A 19,202-nucleotide genomic window follows, 5' to 3' on the forward strand; every position below is an offset into this window, starting at 1 on the left:
AAACGGGTGAAACGACTGCCACGGGTAGTATGGATGACGACGGCTATCGTGCTGCTGCTTGGTGCATTGCTGCTCACTGGGCTACGTTTCTTCTTACCGAATATCAACTATTACCGGCAAGATATCATTGGCTATATTGAAAAAAACACGGATATCACCTTACAAATAGGTGAAATTGAGGGGGCATGGCAATCGTTTGGGCCGATTCTGACCTTAACCGATGTGGTTGTTCGCAATGAAGAAGTCGATGCAAAAGCCAGCAAAATCGCCGTTGAACTCGATATTTGGAGCTCGTTACTTTCCTTAACATGGCGTTTTCGTGACATCACTTTCTACCAGCTCAATGTCGATTATAAAGTGCCTTTTAGTTTTGAAGGCCGCGCACAACCCATTGATAGTGATAGTATTGAAGGGCTATTTCTAAAGCAATTTAACCATTTTACTCTCAAAAATAGCCAACTGACCTTTCTGACGCCATCAGAGCAAAAAACAACCCTGATTTTACCTGAATTAACTTGGTTGAATGAGCAACGCCGCCACCGTGCCCAAGGGTTTGTTAGCTTAGAAACGATCAACAAGCAGCATGGTTTTTTGCAAGTCAAAATTGATATTAAAGATAAAAACGGCATCTTGAGCGACGGCACCATTTATCTACAAGCTGACAATATAGATATGCAGCCATGGTTAAGTCGCTGGTTACGTGAAAATACTGGGCTGCGCGATGCCAATTTTAGCTTATCCTCTTGGGTTACCATCAAAAATAATCGTATTGATAGCGGCCTCTTGCAGTTACGACAAGGCGAAGCGAATTGGGGGGAAGCCCCTTTAGCGCAAAACCTACAAGTTAATGACTTACTCATCCGCATGAGAAGGCAAGGGGAAGGCTGGTTATTTAATATTCCTGAGTTAGATACATTAAAAACCAATGAATATATTTGGCCGAATGGGAGTGTTTCGGTACTTTATCTGCCTTCATCGATGAAATACCACCAAAAAGATCACTGGCGGATCCGAGCTAAAAATATTGAGTTAGAGCGCCTTAGTGAAATCTTACCTACTTTTTCATTTGTGACGCCAGAAACGGTGCAAGAATGGCAGCATCGCCAACCTAAAGGTTTATTATCCGTTTTTGCTCTAGATATTACTCCCGATCAACTTGAGCACACGCAAATTGATATGGACTGGCAGGATGTCAGTTGGAAAAAATGGAAACAACTCCCTTCGGTTGATCACTTCACGGGTGTCTTGGTCGGGAATGCGCAGCGAGGGGTTCTCTCTGCGACATTAGATAAGAGTTATGTTGACTATGAGCCTCAATTTAAAGCCCCTTTTCAAATTGATAAAGCACGCGGACAACTGTATTGGCAAAATGATGACAATCAATTCAAGTTGTGGAGCGACCAACTGGATATACAGGCCTCTTCATTATGGGCGAATGGGCAGTTTAGTTTTTATCAGTCGAAAAAAAGTGATGATACTGACCTGAGCATCTTAGCGGGCGTCAATATTGATAATGCGGGAGAAGCGTGGCGCTATTTCCCGCAACAGTTGATGGGGGAAAGCCTCGCGGACTACCTATCAAACGCTATCATCGCAGGGCAAGCGAAAGATGCGACAGTCGTCTTCAAGGGTGACCCTAAACATTTCCCATTTAATCAGAACGATGGCCAGTTCCAAGTCTTTGTGCCCTTACGCAAAGCGACCTTTGAGTATGATAAAGGTTGGCCTGCTTTATCTAATTTAGACATTAACCTTGATTTTAAACGTTCAGGTCTGGCAATGCGTGCAGACAGTGTCAAATTAGGTGAAGCAACAGCCACACAGCTAACCGCTGATATCCCGAATTATCAAAATGAAATGCTATTTATTAAGGCTGATTTAGCGGGTACAGGCTCACAAATACAGCAGTATTTTAGTATGACACCACTGAAAAGCTCGATTGGCAATACGTTAGATGAGTTGCAAATTGGAGGCATGGTAACAGGTGATCTCGCTTTATCTATTCCGTTAGCACACGGCAAGGAAGTTAACGCGAAAGGGAATATCAATCTGAATAAAAATGATTTATTGATTAAGCCTATCGACAGTAAGCTCACGGAGTTGACGGGGCAGTTTAAATTTAACAACGGCGATTTGGTCGGTGATAAATTAAAAGCACAATGGCTGGGGCAACCTGTCGACGTCAATTTTTCAACGGTTGATAACCCTAAAGATTACCAAGTGAAGGTGGATCTAGGGGGAAATTGGGATATAGCAAAAATTGCTCAATTGCCTGATTCATTAAAGCAAAAAGTGGCGGGAACCAGCGATTGGAACAGTCATATTGAAATTACACTTCCACATTCGCCGTCCGATGATATGGCTCTTGCCGTGGAATTCTCTGCTGGTTTAAAAAAACTGAAAAGCCGCCTCCCTGCATTGGACGATCGCTTACTTAAAGAGTTAGGGACGGTCAATGCAACAGCTAAAGGCTCATCGACGCATTTAAATATAGGCGGTGATATTGGTCGGCGTATTGGTTTCAACACGCGTTGGGATCTGAGAGCACCACAATTACGTTTAGAAAAAGGCACTCTGGCAAAATGGAATGGCAAGCCACCAGAGTTACCGCAGTCATCAATGCTACTTGCTGATTTGCCAGTGATTACTAACCCACAATGGTTAAAAACAGTCGATACATTTTTTTCAGCAGATCAAGGGGGTAAATCGATAAATATTGGCTTACCTGAAACAGTGAGAGTGAAGACACCATCCCTGTCTTTAGGTGGACAAGCATGGCAAAATTTAGACCTCTCATTTAATTTGTTGGCTAAAGAGCAGCAAATTAAGGTATCAAGCGAAAATCTTAAAGGGGAATTACAGATTTTTGCTCAACAGCCTTGGGTGCTGAATATCGATTACCTGTATTACAACCCAATGGCATTCCCTGGGGAACAAACAACCAGTAGCAATGACTCTTCCTCATTCAATTTTAGCCATTGGCCTGAAATGACGGTTAATTGCCAAGATTGCTGGGCAGGTGGACAAAAGTTAGGAAAATTGAGTGCCCACTTGAAGCCGCAAGGAAATACATTGCAACTAAGTGGTGGAACATTAAGTAATAGCGCCACTCAATTAAAATTAGATGCTTTATGGCAAAGCGGTAAACAAAACCGTACACAAATTGCAGGCTCCTTAAGTGGGAAGCAATTTGATGAAACAGCCGCTTACTATGGTATTTTAGTTCCTATCATCGGTTCACCTTATACGCTTGATTTCGAACTCAATTGGCAAGATGTGCCTTGGTCGCCAGATATTGCAACCCTTAATGGCGCGTTATCAAGTAAGCTTGGTAAAGGCGCGATCGCTAAAATGGGCGGAGGGCGAGCGGGCCAACTGTTACGGCTAGTGAGTTTTGATGCACTATTACGCAAACTTCAATTTGATTTTCGCGATACCTTTAGTAATGACTTTGACTTTGACTCAATTAAAGGTAATGCCAAGATCCGTAATGGTGTTCTATCAGCAAAAGATGTGTACATTGATGGGTTAGTTGCCGATATTACGTTAAGTGGGGAAATTGATTTGGTGAAACGCCAAATTAACGGTGAAGCGGTCGTGACGCCCGAAATATCTGCTACAGTAGGAGTAGCAACGGCATTTGCAGTTAACCCGATTGCGGGTGCAGCAGTTTTTGCTGCATCAAAAGTATTAGGTCCGCTATGGAGCAAAATTTCTGTGATACGTTACCGTGTGACAGGAAGCTTGGATGAACCCAAAATTGATGAAGTATTGCGTCAGCTAAAGGAGACTCAAGAGTAATGAAAAATGGCAATGTTGCACTTTTGCAGTTATGCAGCGGTAAAAATACGAAACATAATTTGGCACAGATTGAGCAGCAAATTAAGCAGTTGCCAGAGACTGTTGAGCTAGTATTGACACCTGAAAATGCCTTGTTGTTCGCAGATGCGGCGACTTACCGTAAACAGGCCGAAAAAGAAGGGCAAGGCCCTTTACAAGAAGCTATTGCCAATATGGCGAAGCGCTACAATGTCTGGATTTTAATTGGCTCAATGCCATTGATCAGCCGTGAGGATCCTGAACGCATTACGAGCAGCAGTATTTTAATTGATTCGCAAGGGCAGATTCAGGCGCGCTATGACAAGATCCACATGTTTGATGTGAATATTGAAGATGAGCAGGGAACCTATAATGAATCGGTTATTTATCAGCGTGGTGAACATATCACGGTGGTTGATACGCCTGTAGGTCGATTAGGTATGACAATCTGTTATGATCTCCGCTTCCCTGGTTTATTCCAAGCCTTGCGTGAGCAGGGGGCTGAGATTATCTCTGTACCTGCCGCTTTCACGCGTTATACCGGTAAAGCACATTGGGAGCCACTGCTGCGTGCAAGGGCGATAGAGAACCAATGTTTTATATTAGCGCCCGCTCAAGTTGGTGTACATGGTACGCGCAGAACGTGGGGCCACACCTTAGCCGTCGATGGTTGGGGTAAAGTTATGAAAAAGAACGTTGATGCTGTAGCATCGACGGTTTTAAATATTCAAACTGAAAATTTAAGTGGGATGCGGGAACAAATCCGAGTGGTGAAACATAACCGCTTTAGGCCGCAACTGACTTCATTGATTAAAAAAGGCACAATAAAAGAGTAACCAATATGAGTTTAGCTTCTGTCAGCGAACATTTGCTGGCCGCCAATGGTCTTGACCATCAAAAACTGTACGACACACTAGGCTTGTTATCTGAGCGTAAAATTGATTATGCGGATCTCTATTTTCAATCAAGCTACCACGAAGCGTGGGTATTAGAAGATCGCATCATCAAGGACGGCTCTTATAACATTGACCAAGGCGTCGGTGTTAGAGCGATAAGTGGCGAAAAAACGGGATTTGCCTATGCCGATCAGGTTTCGTTGATGGCGTTACAGCAAAGCGCGACTGCGGCACGTAGCATCGTCAGCGAGCAAGGTAACGGTAAATCACAAATTTTGACTGAAGTGGGCTATAAGAAGCTATACTCAGAAACGGATCCACTGCAAAGCTTGTCACGAGAGGACAAAATTGCGTTATTGCACCGTATTGATCAGGTTGCAAGAGCAGAAGATCCGCGAGTGATCGAAGTCAATGCAAGCCTAACGGGTGTTTATGAGCAAGTATTAGTAGCAGCAACGGACGGTACGTTAGCGGCTGATATTCGCCCATTAGTTCGTTTATCTGTCAGTGTGCTGGTGGAGCATGAAGGTAAGCGTGAGCGCGGTGCTAGCGGCGGCGGCGGGCGCTATGGCTACGAATATTTTCTTGAAATTCATCAAGGACAAGTGCTTGCAGAGCAGTATGCGAAAGAAGCGGTACGTATGGCACTGGTTAATCTGTCAGCGATTGCAGCGCCAGCTGGTATGATGCCTGTTGTATTGGGGGCAGGCTGGCCGGGCGTATTGCTTCACGAAGCGGTAGGACATGGCTTAGAAGGTGATTTTAACCGTCGCGGCACGTCTGTTTTCTCAGGGCAAATTGGTGAGCTGGTCGCATCTCCTCTTTGTACTGTCGTTGATGATGGCACAATTGCAGGCCGTCGAGGCTCTTTAGCCATCGATGATGAAGGTGTACCGGGTCAGTATAATGTCTTGATTGAAAATGGTATTTTGAAAAATTACATGCAGGATAAATTGAATGCACGTTTAATGGGGGTCGCACCAACCGGAAATGCGCGTCGTGAATCTTATGCGCACCTACCAATGCCTCGTATGACCAATACCTATATGTTGTCAGGTACGTCAACGCCTGAAGAGATTATCTCTAGCGTGGATAAAGGCATCTACGCACCTAATTTTGGTGGTGGTCAGGTTGATATTACTTCCGGTAAGTTTGTTTTTTCAACTTCTGAAGCTTATCTAATTGAAAATGGCAAAATTACCTCTCCGGTTAAAGGCGCAACGCTCATTGGTTCTGGCGTTGAAGCAATGCAGCAAATCTCCATGGTAGGTAACGATCTTGCGCTCGACAAGGGAGTGGGTGTGTGCGGAAAAGAAGGGCAAAGTGTGCCTGTTGGTGTTGGGCAACCGACACTGAAATTGGATAAAATGACTGTTGGCGGCACCGCATAAATTGGAATTAAGCAATGAATAAACGGATTATTTCAATGCTGTTGATGGCGGTCTTGATCGCGCTTAGCTTATATTTTAATGCGGGTGAACAACAAGACAAAAAACAGGTCGAAAGGCCTGTTTCAGTGCCAGTGCAAACAACAGAACAACAGCCGCATCCCCAGAAAATTGATGAACTAACCAAACAGGCAAATGTGGTGAGCTATATGCAAAAACATCAGCAATTGCCGAGTTTTTACATCACGAAAAAAGTGGCTCGTCAGGCTGGTTGGGAGCCGAAACAGGGGAACCTGTGTGATATACTACCTGGGAAAGCGATTGGGGGAGATAGGTTCTCTAATCGAGAGAAGCGGTTACCCATCGCTCCGAATCGTCAATGGTATGAGGCTGATATCAATTACAACTGTGGGCACCGCGGTGCAGACCGTTTGCTATACTCCTCCGATGGCATGATTTATGTCACCACAGATCACTATAAAAGCTTCCAGCAGGTAAACTAAGAGATAGCAGCGATGAACCAAAAAATAGTTTTTGACTTTCGGCAGATCAAAACAGTTGAAGACTTTTATTTGCAATTTTCACAACGGTTCTCGCTGCCAAATTGGTTTGGTCACAATCTTGATGCCCTTTGGGATATAGTCTCTGCGGGGCTAGAGCTGCCTATTACCATTGTTTTTAGCCACATGACATCAACTCAGCGGATAGAATTCTCGGATATTATTGATGTAATGAATGATGCACAAGATATGTGGGAAGATGAGTTTATTTTCGCCCTAGATATAACGAAAAATTCTAAATAACCATTAAACTATGCGTGGTATAGTATATGCCAACTGATTAAGGTTATGGAGAAATAAAAATGGCAAATGACGTTTCTCAAAATGAGTCATTGAAAGGTAAGAAGTTTGTCATTGTGCATGGTTATACCGCTTCACCAGAAAAAAACTGGTTTCCATGGTTAAAGGCTGAGTTGGCGTCGTTAGGCGCGTTAGTGTATGTACCTGAAATGCCTGAACCGCTATCACCCGAGCCATTAAAGTGGCAACAACATCTCAAAAACTTAGCAATTGAGATTGATGAAAATACCCTATTTATTGGGCATAGCCTGGGGTGTGTGACCGTATTGCGCTTTTTAGAGCAGCAGGTCGCAAAAGGCAATAAAGTCGGTGGCTATATTTTAGTAGCGGGTTTTGATCAGGAGCAAAGCACACTACCTGAATTAAAGCCTCACACGTTGAGCCGATTAGATTACCCATATTTAATTGATATAGCAGATAAAAGGATTTCAATTATCTCTACCAATGATTGGGTCGTTTCACCACAATCATCACAAACACTCGCCAAGGCATTACAAACCGAAGTGATTATTGAGGAAGAAGCTGGGCATTTCCTTGATAGAGAAGGGTATACAGAATTCCCAACATTACTTCACTCAATAAAAACTCAATTTAACGGAATATAAAATCAGGCTGTTTGAAGTCAACCAGCCTGATTTTATTAATCTTCAAGTGGCTCGCCCCGTAAGAGGGCTGCAAATCTTGCCTTGGTTTCGTTATCCGGCTCAATGGCATGACATTGAGTCAGCAATGGCTCTAAGTCTTGAGGCCAATCTTCTCTTTTCCAATTCGCTAATGCCCTAAGAGCCATATTACGGTTACGCACTACAGGGCTTTGCAACCCACAGAGGATCATAGATAAACCGACACCAGGAAAACGCGGTAATTCTTGTAAAATAAAATCAAGTTTTCCATGTTGTGCATAGCCAGCACCAAGACCAAGGCTATCACTCGGCCCTGTCGATATTGCTTCTAATGGTAGCTGCTGCTCTGCTAAGGCTATCACTTGTTTGACTTGGTCTATATCGTTCGTTTTCATTAACTCAAACCACAAATCATTCTCAGGATGATTTAACTGTTTTTCGTATAGATAAGGGAAGATATCTTGACCACGGGCTCTGGCTATACTGGTGCTATTACGGAATAAGATATCATCATCACTATTTAAACCTTGAGCGATTAATTTATCCCATATAGGGTTATCCAATATAGTTTGTGCTAATGAAGTGATGGCTGTGCTATTTTCAAATTTCTCGCTATTTTCTTGAAAATAATCATTAATGCCGAGTACAGTAAAATAATAGTCTAATAAATAATCTTGTTCTAAAATGCGGCTCAAGTAATTGAAGCAACAACGAAAAGCATCATCATAGTCATTGATATCACGTGCCGGCCCACCGCCTAGCAACGCTTGAATAATATCGGATGAGGCTACTAATAATTGGCTATCATTTTGTGTTTCTAATGCATCTGCCAAGTGGCAATAGGTTGCACAGTGCCAAGCGGTATATTCAACCATAACACTATTTTGATAGCCTGTAGTCAGTATCCATTGCTTGGTTTCCTCACTTATTTCATCGGGTAGATGTTCAATAAGATGTACGCGCCCCCAGCCTTCAACACGTTTTGCTAACTTTAGCCACATTGCATCATAGTCAGATGTGGATGTGAGCATCGCATGGATTGGGATAATAGTGTAAAGCGTGAATTCATCATGGCAAGCAAGACAATAAAGTGTCTTAAGGCGTTCATCACTTGGAAAAAACACAGTAAAGGAAATGGCCAATTTAACCACATTAGTATCGGGGCTATTGTGGAGTAACCAGTCGGTAAAGGCTTCCAATTTTGGCGCATGGATCTCTTGTTTATCGACGATTAAATGGATTAGATCGTCGATATAAGATAACGGGCTTTGTTCGGCGACTTGCTGATAGAAATGATAAACCGATTCTTTGTCGTTTTTCTCCAGCGCTCTTTTTAGTGAAGTGTAAATTTCGCTAGCAGTGATTTCAGAAGCCCCCATTCCGTGGTGGCTGAATACACCATCTTCAGCGCCATTAGCCCAACGAATTGTATTTTCATCGACTTCAGTTGTATCTGGGAGCTCAGACAGTGATTCAGGGAGTGGGGATAATTCGTTTATCCAAGGCAATAAATGCTGATAGATTGGCGTGATATTCGTATTCCAAACGACAGGATAATTTTCTTGTCCTTTTTTAAAAAGAGAGGCTAACCATTTTTTCATTTTTGATAACATCCTATTGTGTTTGAATTATGGGTTTTTATATTGAATAAGCCAATAAAATGTTTTTTTAATCATAAAATAGATAACACGGTAGGTTCGATGTTGGCTCAATCAATTTTGTGATAAAACCTTCTTTAAGGGTAATTAAAAAAGGTTTCACTTATCGTCATTTCTTACGGGATAAACTCGCTGAGATAACTTGGAACAATATCTTTAAGTATCTCAATTAATTGCGGGTCCATGTATTGATACTCATCAGGAATATCGAGTACATAAAGTGATTTGTGTTCGAGTAGGCGAGTAAAATTGGCTTTTAGCCGATCTTTATGTTTTTGTTCCATGACAAAAATAACATCAGCCCAACGGAGCAAATCTGCGGTAATTCGGCGTCTTGCATTGCTACTGGTGCCAGCAGAGCGTACCGACCAGCTTGGATGGTGGCGCCAAATTTGCTCTGCGGTTGGGCTACGCCATTGGTTACGACTACAAATAAATAAAATATTCATTTACTGTTATGTATTTCCTCCAAACCTTTCAGAGCAAGCTGTCTGTTACTGATTTGGGGGTATGCCATACCTAGCTGTGTCGCGCGAATAATTTTTTCCTACGCCCATACATCTGTTTCCAGTTTTTCTTAGCGGGAAAGCGATCTCGTTTTTTTCGCGGCGAGTGGATTCTATTTTTGGCTCTACGCCATGCTCGATTTCTTGAATTATCCATATCTTCCACATAAGGTTATCGGGGATAGCAGCCGCGATAATACGGGTAAGAATATGATTAACGTCAGTATCATACGGAGACATTGTATGACTATCAAGCAAATGCAAGATAGCTAACGTTTTTTAGGATTATTACGTTATTTATATCCTAATAATGATTATTCTACTGTTATTGGGTTTAATCATTTTACATTTATCGCAAGGTTAATGATAATTGAATATTTATGACTAAAGCTAGATTTATTATAATAAAATAATGCTAAATAAGGTAAGGGAAATGAATTTTTTTGAAAGAATAAACATCAGTTTTTCCGATTGTGTTAAAAAATACCATCTCGAGTTTCTACCTAGTTATCTTGAGGATTATTATAACGGTCGACTTTTACGGGTCAAAGAAAGTGTCACATTGGACTCTTTAGAAATTGATGATATAGACGAGATGGGAGGGACTATTATTCTTTTTGAAAAAGACCTTATTATCGAAAATGCGTTAACTCAAAGTAATGTAGATTATGGTCCAACCGTTATTGTAAAAGGGAATGTATCAGCTAAGAACATAGCATTTGGGGGAGCTTGTATTATCATCAAGGGGGATGTGACCGTTGAGCAAACCATGATAGGAATTTATAATCATGGAGTGATAAATATAACAGGTAAAGTCACAGCGGAATATATTATTTCGGATGACCACTGTTTTTCAATCTATGATAAGGGGAGTAAAGGTATCTTTTTAGGTTTCCAAGATTTAAGGTATCATGCAAAAGACGTATTATCTGGAAAGTATTATGATGACGCCGAAGAAAATATCAAAATAGATAAAATCATTGAGGCGATAAAAAAAGGTAATTCGATTAAGAAAAATGGTAATATAGTAAGTCAAGTTCAGAAGGCAATAGATAAGTTTAAAGCATCAAAAAATGCTAAACTTAATTTGTCTAACCTAAATCTTACAGAAATACCCGAAGAAATATTTCAGCTTGAAAATATTAAAGAGCTAGATTTATCAAATAATCCGCTAAAAGAATTATCGTTGAAGGGCATGCAGACTGACCATTTAAAATCCATTAATTTAGCATGCTGCTCGTTGACTGAATTTCCAATAGATATATTAAATATCAATCAGATAGAATCCATTGATTTAAGTTTTAACACTATTTCAAGTTTACCCGAAGAACTACCTGTACTCAATCAATTGAAAAAACTATTGTTAAGCCATTGTAATTTTACCGAGTTCCCTTGTATTTTATATCAGGTAGTCAATTTAGAATATTTAGATCTTGGTTTTCAAGATGAAGAAACCTTATTTCTTATCGACAAAGCACTTCAAAGTTTAAAGGTGTTACTGCTATCGGGTAATGCAAATATCAATATTACTGCACCACAACCCAAATTATATGAACTAAATATCAGCCATTGTCTAATGGATACTTTTCCAATTGCATTAACCAAATCAACACATCTTACACACTTGGATATGAGTTATAATCATAAAATGAGATGGTTACCTGATGAGTTTTCTGAGTTAAAAAAATTAAAAAAACTCTCTTTTTCAATTCTCTATATGGAAGAAAGTCATATCAAGATTTTACAAAAACTTCCTAAGCTACAATATATCGCTAATTTTCTAAAGAGTGATAATCCGTTCTATGGTAATCAGGTGGCTCAAGCACTATTAGCCGTCAAAAATTGGAATACATTGGTTATTGATAGTGTCTTAGAAGATCAAACAATTATTGATGCAATCGTACTCAGAGAGAACCTTAAAAAATTCATTATGGGTGAATATGAAGTTGATATAAAAGAAGCAAGGCAATGTTTAGGGGTTAGTTTTTAATCTATTTTTGACATCATCCCCTATAGCATATTGTGAGTGGTATAGGGGATGGTGATTTAAGCGCTTTCGGACAGCTCTTTTAAATATTGAAAAACTTGGCGGAAGGCTTTTGGTGGCTTATTGCCTTCACGCTCTTTTTTAGCGTTACGTACCAATGCCCTAAGTTGTTGTCTATCTGTATGGGGAAACAGAGCAACGACTTCTTCGATAACATCATCACCATTTTCAATAAGGCGTGTACGCAGGTCTTCAAGCTTATGCAGAATGACAACTTGCTGATTATGGCGATTTTTCAGTTTATCTAAAGCCTCTGTGATGGGGTCAACGTCTCGAGAGCGTAGCAACTTACCAATATATTGTAGTTGGCGACGACGACCTTCACGCTTGATTTTTTGTGCCAGTTCAATGGCATCGAGTAACTGAGCATCAAGTGGAATGCGCTCAAGTTCATTTTTGCTTAATTCAACAAGTTCGGCCCCCAGTTTTTTGAGAACTTCAGCATCGCGTTTAATTTCGCTTTTACTGACCCAAATGATCTCATCATCGTCTTCATCTTGCGGCGCTGGGACATCATCCAGCCAGTCTTCAGGCTGTTTGGCCATATATCGATTTCCTTTTTACAGAACGCAGCGTGTAATTGCATGACCTGCCGCGTTGTGGATGTTAACATTCATATATTATGTATTGTAACTGGGAAAAAGCCCTGATGACACCCGACATTTGTGAGTTGGTGTAAAAAAAGCCGGGTTTCCCCCATTTTATGTGGATTGAATCGATGAATTTAACTGAACAAGTCAGCGAACAACGTAAAAATTTAGAAGAGGCGGTTGCACGGGCGCTTCATTTTGCAAAAAGTCGTTGTGATGCCGCTGAAGTTGCTGTGAACAAAAGCACTGGAATTAGTGTCAGTACCCGTCAAGGAGAAGTCGAAAATGTTGAATTCAATAGTGATGGCGCACTTGGGATCACCGTTTATCACAACCAACGTAAAGGGAGCGCCTCTTCAACAGATTTAAGCCCCGAAGCGATTGAGCGTACAGTGCAAGCTGCGGTAGACATTGCCCGTTACACATCGGAAGACCCATGTGCAGGCCCTGCTGAGAAGTCACTATTAGCCTTTGATGCCCCTGATTTACAACTATTCCAAGCCAGTAATATCACTCCTGAAGAAGCAATTAAATTGGCGTCACAAGCGGAAATGTCGGCACTTAAGGTTGACCCGCGTATTGTGAATACGGAAGGGGGAAGCTTTAATGGTCATTATGGCGTGCGGGTTTTTGGTAACTCTCACGGTATGCTACAAAGCTATTGCTCAAGCCGTTATTCGATGTCAAGTTGTGTGATCGCAGAGCAAAATGGTGAAATGGAACGTGATTATGCTTATACCATCGGGCGCAGCTTAAGTGCTTTGAAATCGCCTGAATGGGTGGGGCAAGAGTGCGCTCGTCGTACATTGGCACGCCTCTCACCGAGAAAGCTGCCAACGATGAAGGCACCTGTTATTTTTGCTGCTGAAGTGGCGACAGGGTTGTTTGGTCATCTTGTTGGGGCAATTAGTGGAAGTAGTATTTACCGCAAATCTTCTTTTCTACTCGATAGCTTAGGTAAGCAAATTTTACCTGATTGGTTAACCATCACTGAACAGCCGCATTTAATCGGTGGATTAGCGTCATCGCCATTCGACAGTGAAGGGGTTCGCACCACTGAGCGCAATATTATTGAAAATGGTGTGTTGCAAACGTGGCTAATGACCTCTTATTCAGCCAGAAAGTTAGGCTTACAAAGTACAGGGCATGCTGGAGGGATCCATAACTGGCGTATTGCTGGTCAGGGGCTGTCATTCGAAGCATTGCTAAAACAAATGGGAGCAGGACTGGTTGTTACTGAACTGATGGGGCAAGGGGTCAGTGGGATCACCGGAGATTATTCACGTGGTGCTTCCGGTTTTTGGGTGGAAAATGGTGAGATCCAATATCCTGTCAGCGAGATCACAATAGCAGGTAATTTAAAAGATATGTGGGCAAATATCGTCACGATTGCCGATGATATTGAAACTCGCAGTAATATTCAGTGTGGCTCTGTATTGTTACCTGAAATGAGTATTGCGGGAGAGTAATTTGCTCAAATGAATAAGGCACTCCTTTTGAAGTGCCTTATCAATAAACAGAATAGATTTATTTTTTGCCTGATAAAGTGGCTTCAAGCACTTTGCCTGCAAAGCTTATCGTGGAAAACCCATTTTTTATTCTGTTAACGTCAGCCTGCTTATTTAATACATTGATGTTATTGCTAAGTTAGGCGATTTTATACCATTAACGATGGTATTCACCCGCGGCTTCTGGCTGATAAATAATTTCGAGTACTCTTACGCGTGTTTCAACACCATTAGGCAATGCCCAACTGATCTCATCATTAACATGCAGACCAAGCAAAGCCGCACCGATTGGCGCCATAACAGAGAGCTGCTCAGCACTATCTTTTAAAGAGGCTGGGTAAACTAAAGTGCGTGTGCGTTCTTCATTGCTAATCAAATCAAGAAAACGCACCGTACTGTTCATTGTGACGACGTCAGCAGGAATTTCCTGTGGTGACAGGATGTCTGCACGATCAAGTTCATCATTCAGTGCGTCAGCAACTGGGGTACCCGCATAAGCTGCTTGTTCCAACAGTGCATCTAGGCGTTCTGCATCTAAATCATTGATAATAATTGTTGGCTTTGTCATACCACACTCCAATAGAGACGTACAAAGCAAACACCCCCCACCCAATAAGGTAGGGGGTGTCGCTGTGATAAAATTGTATAAAATATTAGGCTCTTCAAGCTCCAAAAGGAAGAGATCATGATCACGATCTTTGAGCCAATACTTGTAAAATTATTGATATTTAGTTCATAAATAAATGGTGGATTATACTAGCTTTCATCAAATCCACTTTCGAACAGGTTAATAATCGCGGATAAAGCCTGATCCTCATCAGGGCCGCTAACCTCAATATCAATGGTACTTCCTTGCTCTGAGTCTAACATCAACATCGCAATAACGCTATCGGCCTCAGCCTCAATCTGATTATTATTGCGTAAAATAACCTTAGAGTTAAATTTTTTAACTAATTCATAAAGTAACATTGCCGGCCTAGCATGCATACCAAGCCGGTTTTTTAATGTGATTGTCGCTTTTAAGGTCATTACTTGCGTTTTTCTAGGGTTCTGTGGCGAGATTGTACATTCTTACCACGAGAACGGAAGTAATCAGCTAATTGCTCAGCGACATAGACCGAACGGTGTTTCCCTCCGGTACAGCCGATTGCCACCGTGAGGTAACTACGGTTATTGGTCTCAAGCATAGGCAGCCATAATTCAAGGTAGCTACGTGTTTGATAAATAAAGTTGTGTACCTCTGTGTGCCTATCGAGGAATGCGGCAACAGGGCGATCGAGGCCTGTCATTGGGCGCAATTTCGGATCCCAATGTGGGTTCGGTAAAAAGCGCACATCGAAAACATAGTCTGCATCGATAGGAATACCATGTTTGAAACCAAAAGATTCGAATACCATGGTTAGCTCTCGTTCACGTTTACCCATCAAACGCGTTCTGAGCATCTCGGCTAATTCATGGACTGACATTTCTGAGGTATCAATCACTAAATCAGCGCGTGACCGTAAAGGCTCTAAAAGCTCATTTTCTTCATCGATAGCACTTTCAAGTGACAAGTTTTTGCTCGAAAGTGGATGTAATCTACGAGTATCACTATAGCGGCGAATTAATGTGTTGCGATCGGCATCCAGAAATAGCAATTGCGGCGAAAAGCTAGAAGGTAATCTACCTAAAGCCTCTTCAAAGATTTCTGGGTTGTCAGGCATATTACGCACATCAATGCTCACAGCAGCTGAAATATTACGATCTGCGAGTGAATTGGCCAGTTCTGGAAGCAGCACAACCGGCAGGTTATCCACACAATAGAAACCCATATCTTCCAGCGCACGTAAGGCAACGGATTTTCCCGAACCGGAACGGCCGCTGACAATCATCAGCACCATGAGCTAACTCCCTTTTGTTTCTTTTCGGTGATCATAGGACCCCGATAGTTGAATAGATCGTTTGCTTACTTATCAGAACATCACAGTCTATGTCAGTACAGCTATATAGAAAATATCAAAATTTCATAGACATGTAACCCTGTGATGACGAAGTTATTTAATTATAGGCTACTCAGTAATAATACTATATAACTCTGCATCGCTTTGTGCCGATCTCAGACGCTTACAAAGAGATTTGTCGGCTAATTTTTTCGCGATTAATGATAAAGTGTGTAGATGCGTTTTACACTGATCTGCGGGCACTAATAGCGCAAAAAGCAGATCAACAGGTTGGTTATCAATGGCATCGAAGGCGATTGGCTCTTCCAGATGCAAAAAAACACCAACAGCTTGTGTATGTTCACCTTCTGCTAGCTTGCCGTGAGGGATGGCGATTCCTCCGCCAATACCTGTTGTTCCTACTTTTTCTCTGGTGAGTAAAGCTTCAAATACCGTGTTTTCCGGTAATCCCAACTCTGCGGCAGCCAGTTCACTAATAATCTCAAGTGCTCTTTTTTTACTAGTACAAGTAAGGTTATTGCGTGTACAAGCTGAAGATAATACGGCGCTTAATTGGATTTCTATATCACTGTTCATTTTATTGTTCACTTAGGACTACAAAACCAGATGGTGTATGCCACCATCTGGTTTAAGCCATTTATTAGTTATACACCACAGTATGATTTGGGATTGTTGTTAACAAACTGAGAACGCATACTGTTGTTCGCGTTGTTTCATACGTTGAAAACCAACCGTTTGGCTTTCGACGCTTATTTTTACAATCCCTAATGACCGCCACTAAACATTGAAGGTCTGGTGAAGGCCTGAAATCAACCTGTGATTTCACCATAAATGTATTAGTGTTGTCTCAGTTTTTCTTTATGTTTAGTTAATTGGCGTGACAGTTTGTCTACCAGTTGGTCAATTGCAGCGTACATATCACTTTCTTCCGCTGACGCATGGAGTTCAGCACCATTAACCTGCACAGTTGCTTCAGCAATTTGCTGAACTTTTTCAACTTTCAGAATGACTTGAATACCGTTAATGCGATCAAACAATTGTTCCAATTTTCTGATCTTTTTCTCAACAGTTTCACGTAATGCAGGGGTGACTTCAATATTGTGTCCAGTAATCTGAAATTCCATACAACCTTCCTTATTTTATCAATTAAACCAACTGTTTGCGTTGGTTTGAGGGCGGAATAGATAACGATTCACGGTACTTAGCGACAGTTCGACGTGCAACCTGAATGCCCTGTTCGGCTAGCATGCTTGTCAATTTACTGTCACTTAATGGTTTTGCTGGGTTTTCAGCAGCAACCAGTTTTTTCACTAACGCACGTATTGCCGTTGAAGAGGCTTCACCTCCTGTATCGGTACTGACGTGGCTAGAGAAAAAATACTTCAACTCGAAAATTCCTCGCGGGCTATGGAGAAACTTTTGAGTTGTCACTCTCGAAATCGTTGATTCGTGCATATCCACTTGATAAGCAATATCTGCCAATATCATGGGTTTCATGTACTCTTCACCGAACTCAAAGAATTCTTGTTGTTGCTCTACAATACAAGTCGCCACTTTTAACAAAGTTTCATTACGGCTTTCTAAGCTTTTTATCAGCCATTTGGCATCTTGTAAGTGACTACGAATATATTGTGAATCACTTTCGTTCACGGAATCTTTTATCAAAGAAGCATAGTGATTATTGATACCTAATTTAGGGATGCTATCTGTATTTAATTCAACTTGCCAGTGCCCGTTGATTTTTTTCACCAAAACATCGGGAATAACATATTCCGACTCTCCGGTATTGATAGATTGGCCCGGTTTAGGGTTCAACGTCAATATCAGGTCAATAGCGGTTTTTAAAGCATCCTCTTTTAGACGGGTGAGTTTACTGAGCTGGCGAAAATCACGATTAGCCAGTAAATCAATATGTTGACTAATAATCAACCGAGCCTCATCTAGCCCGTCAGTATCTTTTGGGTAAAGGGATAGCTGGATCAATAAGCACTCTTTTAGATCTTGTGCTGCCACACCAAGCGGATCAAAATGCTGAATGCGTTTTAAAACAGCGACCACTTCTTCAAGTGTGATATCTGGGTTATTGATACCTTCGTGGATCTCTTTTATTGGCGTTGTCAGATAGCCAGAATCATCAATTGAGTCAATAATCGCGGTAGCAATCGCTCTGTCTGTGTCTGTAAAAGGCGTTAATTCAGATTGCCATAACAAATAGTCTTGCAGCGTTTGTGTGGTTTCCCCTTGATAGACGGGTAACTCATCAAAGCTATAGTCATTATTTGTACCCGATGGCGTACCCGCAGTATAAATTTCATCCCAATTCGCATCCAAAGGAAGCTCATCTGGCATATCACTTTTTTCAAGGGCATCTTTAGTATCGATTTCACTGCTGTCAGTATGAATATCGAGACTATCAAGGGAGTCTAAGTCAGAGGTGTTTTCTTCTTGTTCCAGAAGCGGGTTAGTTTCTAGGGCGAGTTGGATCTCTTGTTGTAGCTCAAGCGTAGAAAGTTGCAACAGACGGATAGCCTGTTGCAATTGAGGAGTCATTGCAAGTTGTTGACTGATTCTGAGCTGCAAACTTTGCTTCATGAATGTGCTTTTATCTCCACCTCAATTGAATGCTTAACCAATGACTTACAACCGGAAACCTTCCCCTAAATATACCCGTTTTACTTGTTCGTTTTCTAGGATCATTTCAGGTGTGCCATGAGCAATTAAGTGCCCTTGACTGACAATATAGGCTCTTTCACAAACATCGAGCGTTTCACGTACGTTATGGTCAGTGATGAGTACTCCTAAGCCATAATCACGTAAATGTTGGATAATTTTTTTAATATCTAATACCGAAATCGGGTCAACACCTGCAAACGGTTCATCTAATAGAATAAATTTCGGGTTTGCTGCTAATGCACGAGCAATCTCTACGCGGCGACGTTCCCCACCAGACAACGATTGGCCAATGCTATCACGCAAATGGGTAATGCTAAATTCTTCCATTAACTCTTCTGCACGCTCTTTGCGTTGCTCAGTGTTGAGGTCATGGCGTATTTCTAGCACTGCCATTAGATTATCATAAACACTCAAACGACGGAAAATCGACGCCTCTTGAGGAAGATAGCCAATACCACGGCGCGCACGTTCATGAAGCGGAAGGAGACTAATATCTTCACCATCAATGGTAATTTTGCCTGCATCCCGCTGGACGATGCCGACGACCATATAAAAGGTGGTCGTTTTTCCCGCACCATTAGGGCCTAAAAGACCAACAATTTCGCCAGATTTCACCTCAAGGCTAACATCTTCAACGACCTTGCGTTTTTTATAGGCTTTTGCCAGATTCTCTGCGGTTAATGTCGCCATAACG

The 19,202-nt window shown here is 41.6% G+C and carries 18 protein-coding genes; 8 read left to right on the forward strand and 10 right to left on the reverse strand.

Translation table 11 applies throughout. The features are described from left to right. The first annotated feature begins 6 nt into the window (after positions 1–6). The 6 genes from yhdP to PR675_RS12660 are packed head-to-tail and all read left to right on the forward strand — an operon-like array spanning position 7 to position 7,568. On the forward strand, positions 7–3,801 hold the full coding sequence (yhdP, locus tag PR675_RS12635) for an AsmA2 domain-containing protein YhdP (protein ID WP_072197230.1): 3,795 nt from the start codon (positions 7–9) through the stop codon (positions 3,799–3,801). Further along, a complete protein-coding gene (gene nit1, locus PR675_RS12640) occupies positions 3,801–4,655 on the forward strand; it encodes a deaminated glutathione amidase (RefSeq protein WP_272582757.1) in 855 nt (284 codons plus the stop codon). The genes yhdP and nit1 overlap by 1 nt, the downstream gene beginning before the upstream one ends. Before the next feature lie 5 nt (positions 4,656–4,660). After that, the gene (gene tldD / locus PR675_RS12645) at positions 4,661–6,106 is read left to right on the forward strand and encodes a metalloprotease TldD (RefSeq protein ID WP_040132455.1); all 1,446 of its coding nucleotides are present in this window, start codon (positions 4,661–4,663) and stop codon (positions 6,104–6,106) included. Positions 6,107–6,120: 14 nt separating this feature from the next. Further along, positions 6,121–6,606, forward strand: a complete 486-nt coding sequence (locus tag PR675_RS12650; RefSeq protein WP_060561384.1) for a ribonuclease domain-containing protein — start codon at positions 6,121–6,123, stop codon at positions 6,604–6,606. Positions 6,607–6,618: 12 nt separating this feature from the next. After that, a complete protein-coding gene (locus PR675_RS12655; RefSeq protein ID WP_060561385.1) occupies positions 6,619–6,906 on the forward strand; it encodes a barstar family protein in 288 nt (95 codons plus the stop codon). Between the two features lie 59 nt (positions 6,907–6,965). Further along, positions 6,966–7,568: an RBBP9/YdeN family alpha/beta hydrolase gene (locus PR675_RS12660; protein ID WP_088498696.1), complete on the forward strand. Its 603-nt coding sequence runs from the start codon at positions 6,966–6,968 to the stop codon at positions 7,566–7,568. 35 nt (positions 7,569–7,603) lie between these two features. Here PR675_RS12660 and PR675_RS12665 read toward each other — a convergent pair whose 3' ends face one another. Both PR675_RS12665 and PR675_RS12670 read right to left on the reverse strand, forming a co-directional pair. Continuing rightward, positions 7,604–9,187 (reverse strand): hypothetical protein, encoded by a 1,584-nt coding sequence (locus PR675_RS12665; RefSeq protein WP_239686477.1) that lies wholly within the window; start codon positions 9,185–9,187, stop codon positions 7,604–7,606. Between the two features lie 173 nt (positions 9,188–9,360). Then, complete coding sequence (locus PR675_RS12670; protein WP_004925512.1) at positions 9,361–9,693, reverse strand: low molecular weight protein tyrosine phosphatase family protein; 333 nt, start codon at positions 9,691–9,693, stop codon at positions 9,361–9,363. A 490-nt stretch (positions 9,694–10,183) separates the two neighbouring features. Between PR675_RS12670 and PR675_RS12675 the strand changes: the two genes are divergently transcribed. Beyond that, positions 10,184–11,740: a leucine-rich repeat domain-containing protein gene (locus PR675_RS12675; protein ID WP_192840899.1), complete on the forward strand. Its 1,557-nt coding sequence runs from the start codon at positions 10,184–10,186 to the stop codon at positions 11,738–11,740. A gap of 56 nt (positions 11,741–11,796) precedes the next feature. Here the strand turns inward: PR675_RS12675 and yjgA are convergent, their stop codons facing one another. Next, positions 11,797–12,342 (reverse strand): ribosome biogenesis factor YjgA, encoded by a 546-nt coding sequence (gene yjgA / locus PR675_RS12680; RefSeq protein WP_004925504.1) that lies wholly within the window; start codon positions 12,340–12,342, stop codon positions 11,797–11,799. A gap of 173 nt (positions 12,343–12,515) precedes the next feature. Here yjgA and pmbA point away from each other — a divergent pair, with 173 nt between their 5' ends. Next, complete coding sequence (gene pmbA, locus PR675_RS12685; protein ID WP_060561387.1) at positions 12,516–13,856, forward strand: metalloprotease PmbA; 1,341 nt, start codon at positions 12,516–12,518, stop codon at positions 13,854–13,856. Between the two features lie 196 nt (positions 13,857–14,052). Here pmbA and rnk read toward each other — a convergent pair whose 3' ends face one another. The 7 genes from rnk to lptB all read right to left on the reverse strand — a co-directional run bounded on the left by rnk (position 14,053) and on the right by lptB (position 19,198). Then, entirely contained in the window at positions 14,053–14,463 is a 411-nt protein-coding gene (rnk, locus tag PR675_RS12690; protein WP_004925498.1) for a nucleoside diphosphate kinase regulator, read from the reverse strand. A 188-nt stretch (positions 14,464–14,651) separates the two neighbouring features. Beyond that, on the reverse strand, positions 14,652–14,924 hold the full coding sequence (npr, locus tag PR675_RS12695; RefSeq protein ID WP_004925495.1) for a PTS phosphocarrier protein NPr: 273 nt from the start codon (positions 14,922–14,924) through the stop codon (positions 14,652–14,654). After that, positions 14,924–15,775, reverse strand: coding sequence for an RNase adapter RapZ (gene rapZ / locus PR675_RS12700; protein ID WP_004925493.1), 852 nt, complete (start codon positions 15,773–15,775; stop codon positions 14,924–14,926). The genes npr and rapZ overlap by 1 nt, the downstream gene beginning before the upstream one ends. A 168-nt stretch (positions 15,776–15,943) precedes the next feature. Next, entirely contained in the window at positions 15,944–16,411 is a 468-nt protein-coding gene (ptsN, locus tag PR675_RS12705; RefSeq protein ID WP_004925489.1) for a PTS IIA-like nitrogen regulatory protein PtsN, read from the reverse strand. Between the two features lie 260 nt (positions 16,412–16,671). Beyond that, the gene (gene hpf, locus PR675_RS12710; protein ID WP_004925485.1) at positions 16,672–16,959 is read right to left on the reverse strand and encodes a ribosome hibernation promoting factor; all 288 of its coding nucleotides are present in this window, start codon (positions 16,957–16,959) and stop codon (positions 16,672–16,674) included. A 22-nt stretch (positions 16,960–16,981) separates the two neighbouring features. Further along, entirely contained in the window at positions 16,982–18,427 is a 1,446-nt protein-coding gene (gene rpoN, locus PR675_RS12715) for an RNA polymerase factor sigma-54 (RefSeq protein ID WP_004925484.1), read from the reverse strand. A 45-nt stretch (positions 18,428–18,472) separates the two neighbouring features. Next, positions 18,473–19,198 carry an LPS export ABC transporter ATP-binding protein gene (gene lptB / locus PR675_RS12720; RefSeq protein WP_004925481.1) on the reverse strand — a complete coding sequence of 242 codons (726 nt, stop codon included), beginning with the start codon at positions 19,196–19,198 and terminating at the stop codon, positions 18,473–18,475. Positions 19,199–19,202: the final 4 nt, after the last annotated feature.

The organism is Providencia sp. PROV261, from assembly GCF_028477945.1.
GTDB classification, from domain to species: Bacteria; Pseudomonadota; Gammaproteobacteria; order Enterobacterales; family Enterobacteriaceae; genus Providencia; species Providencia stuartii.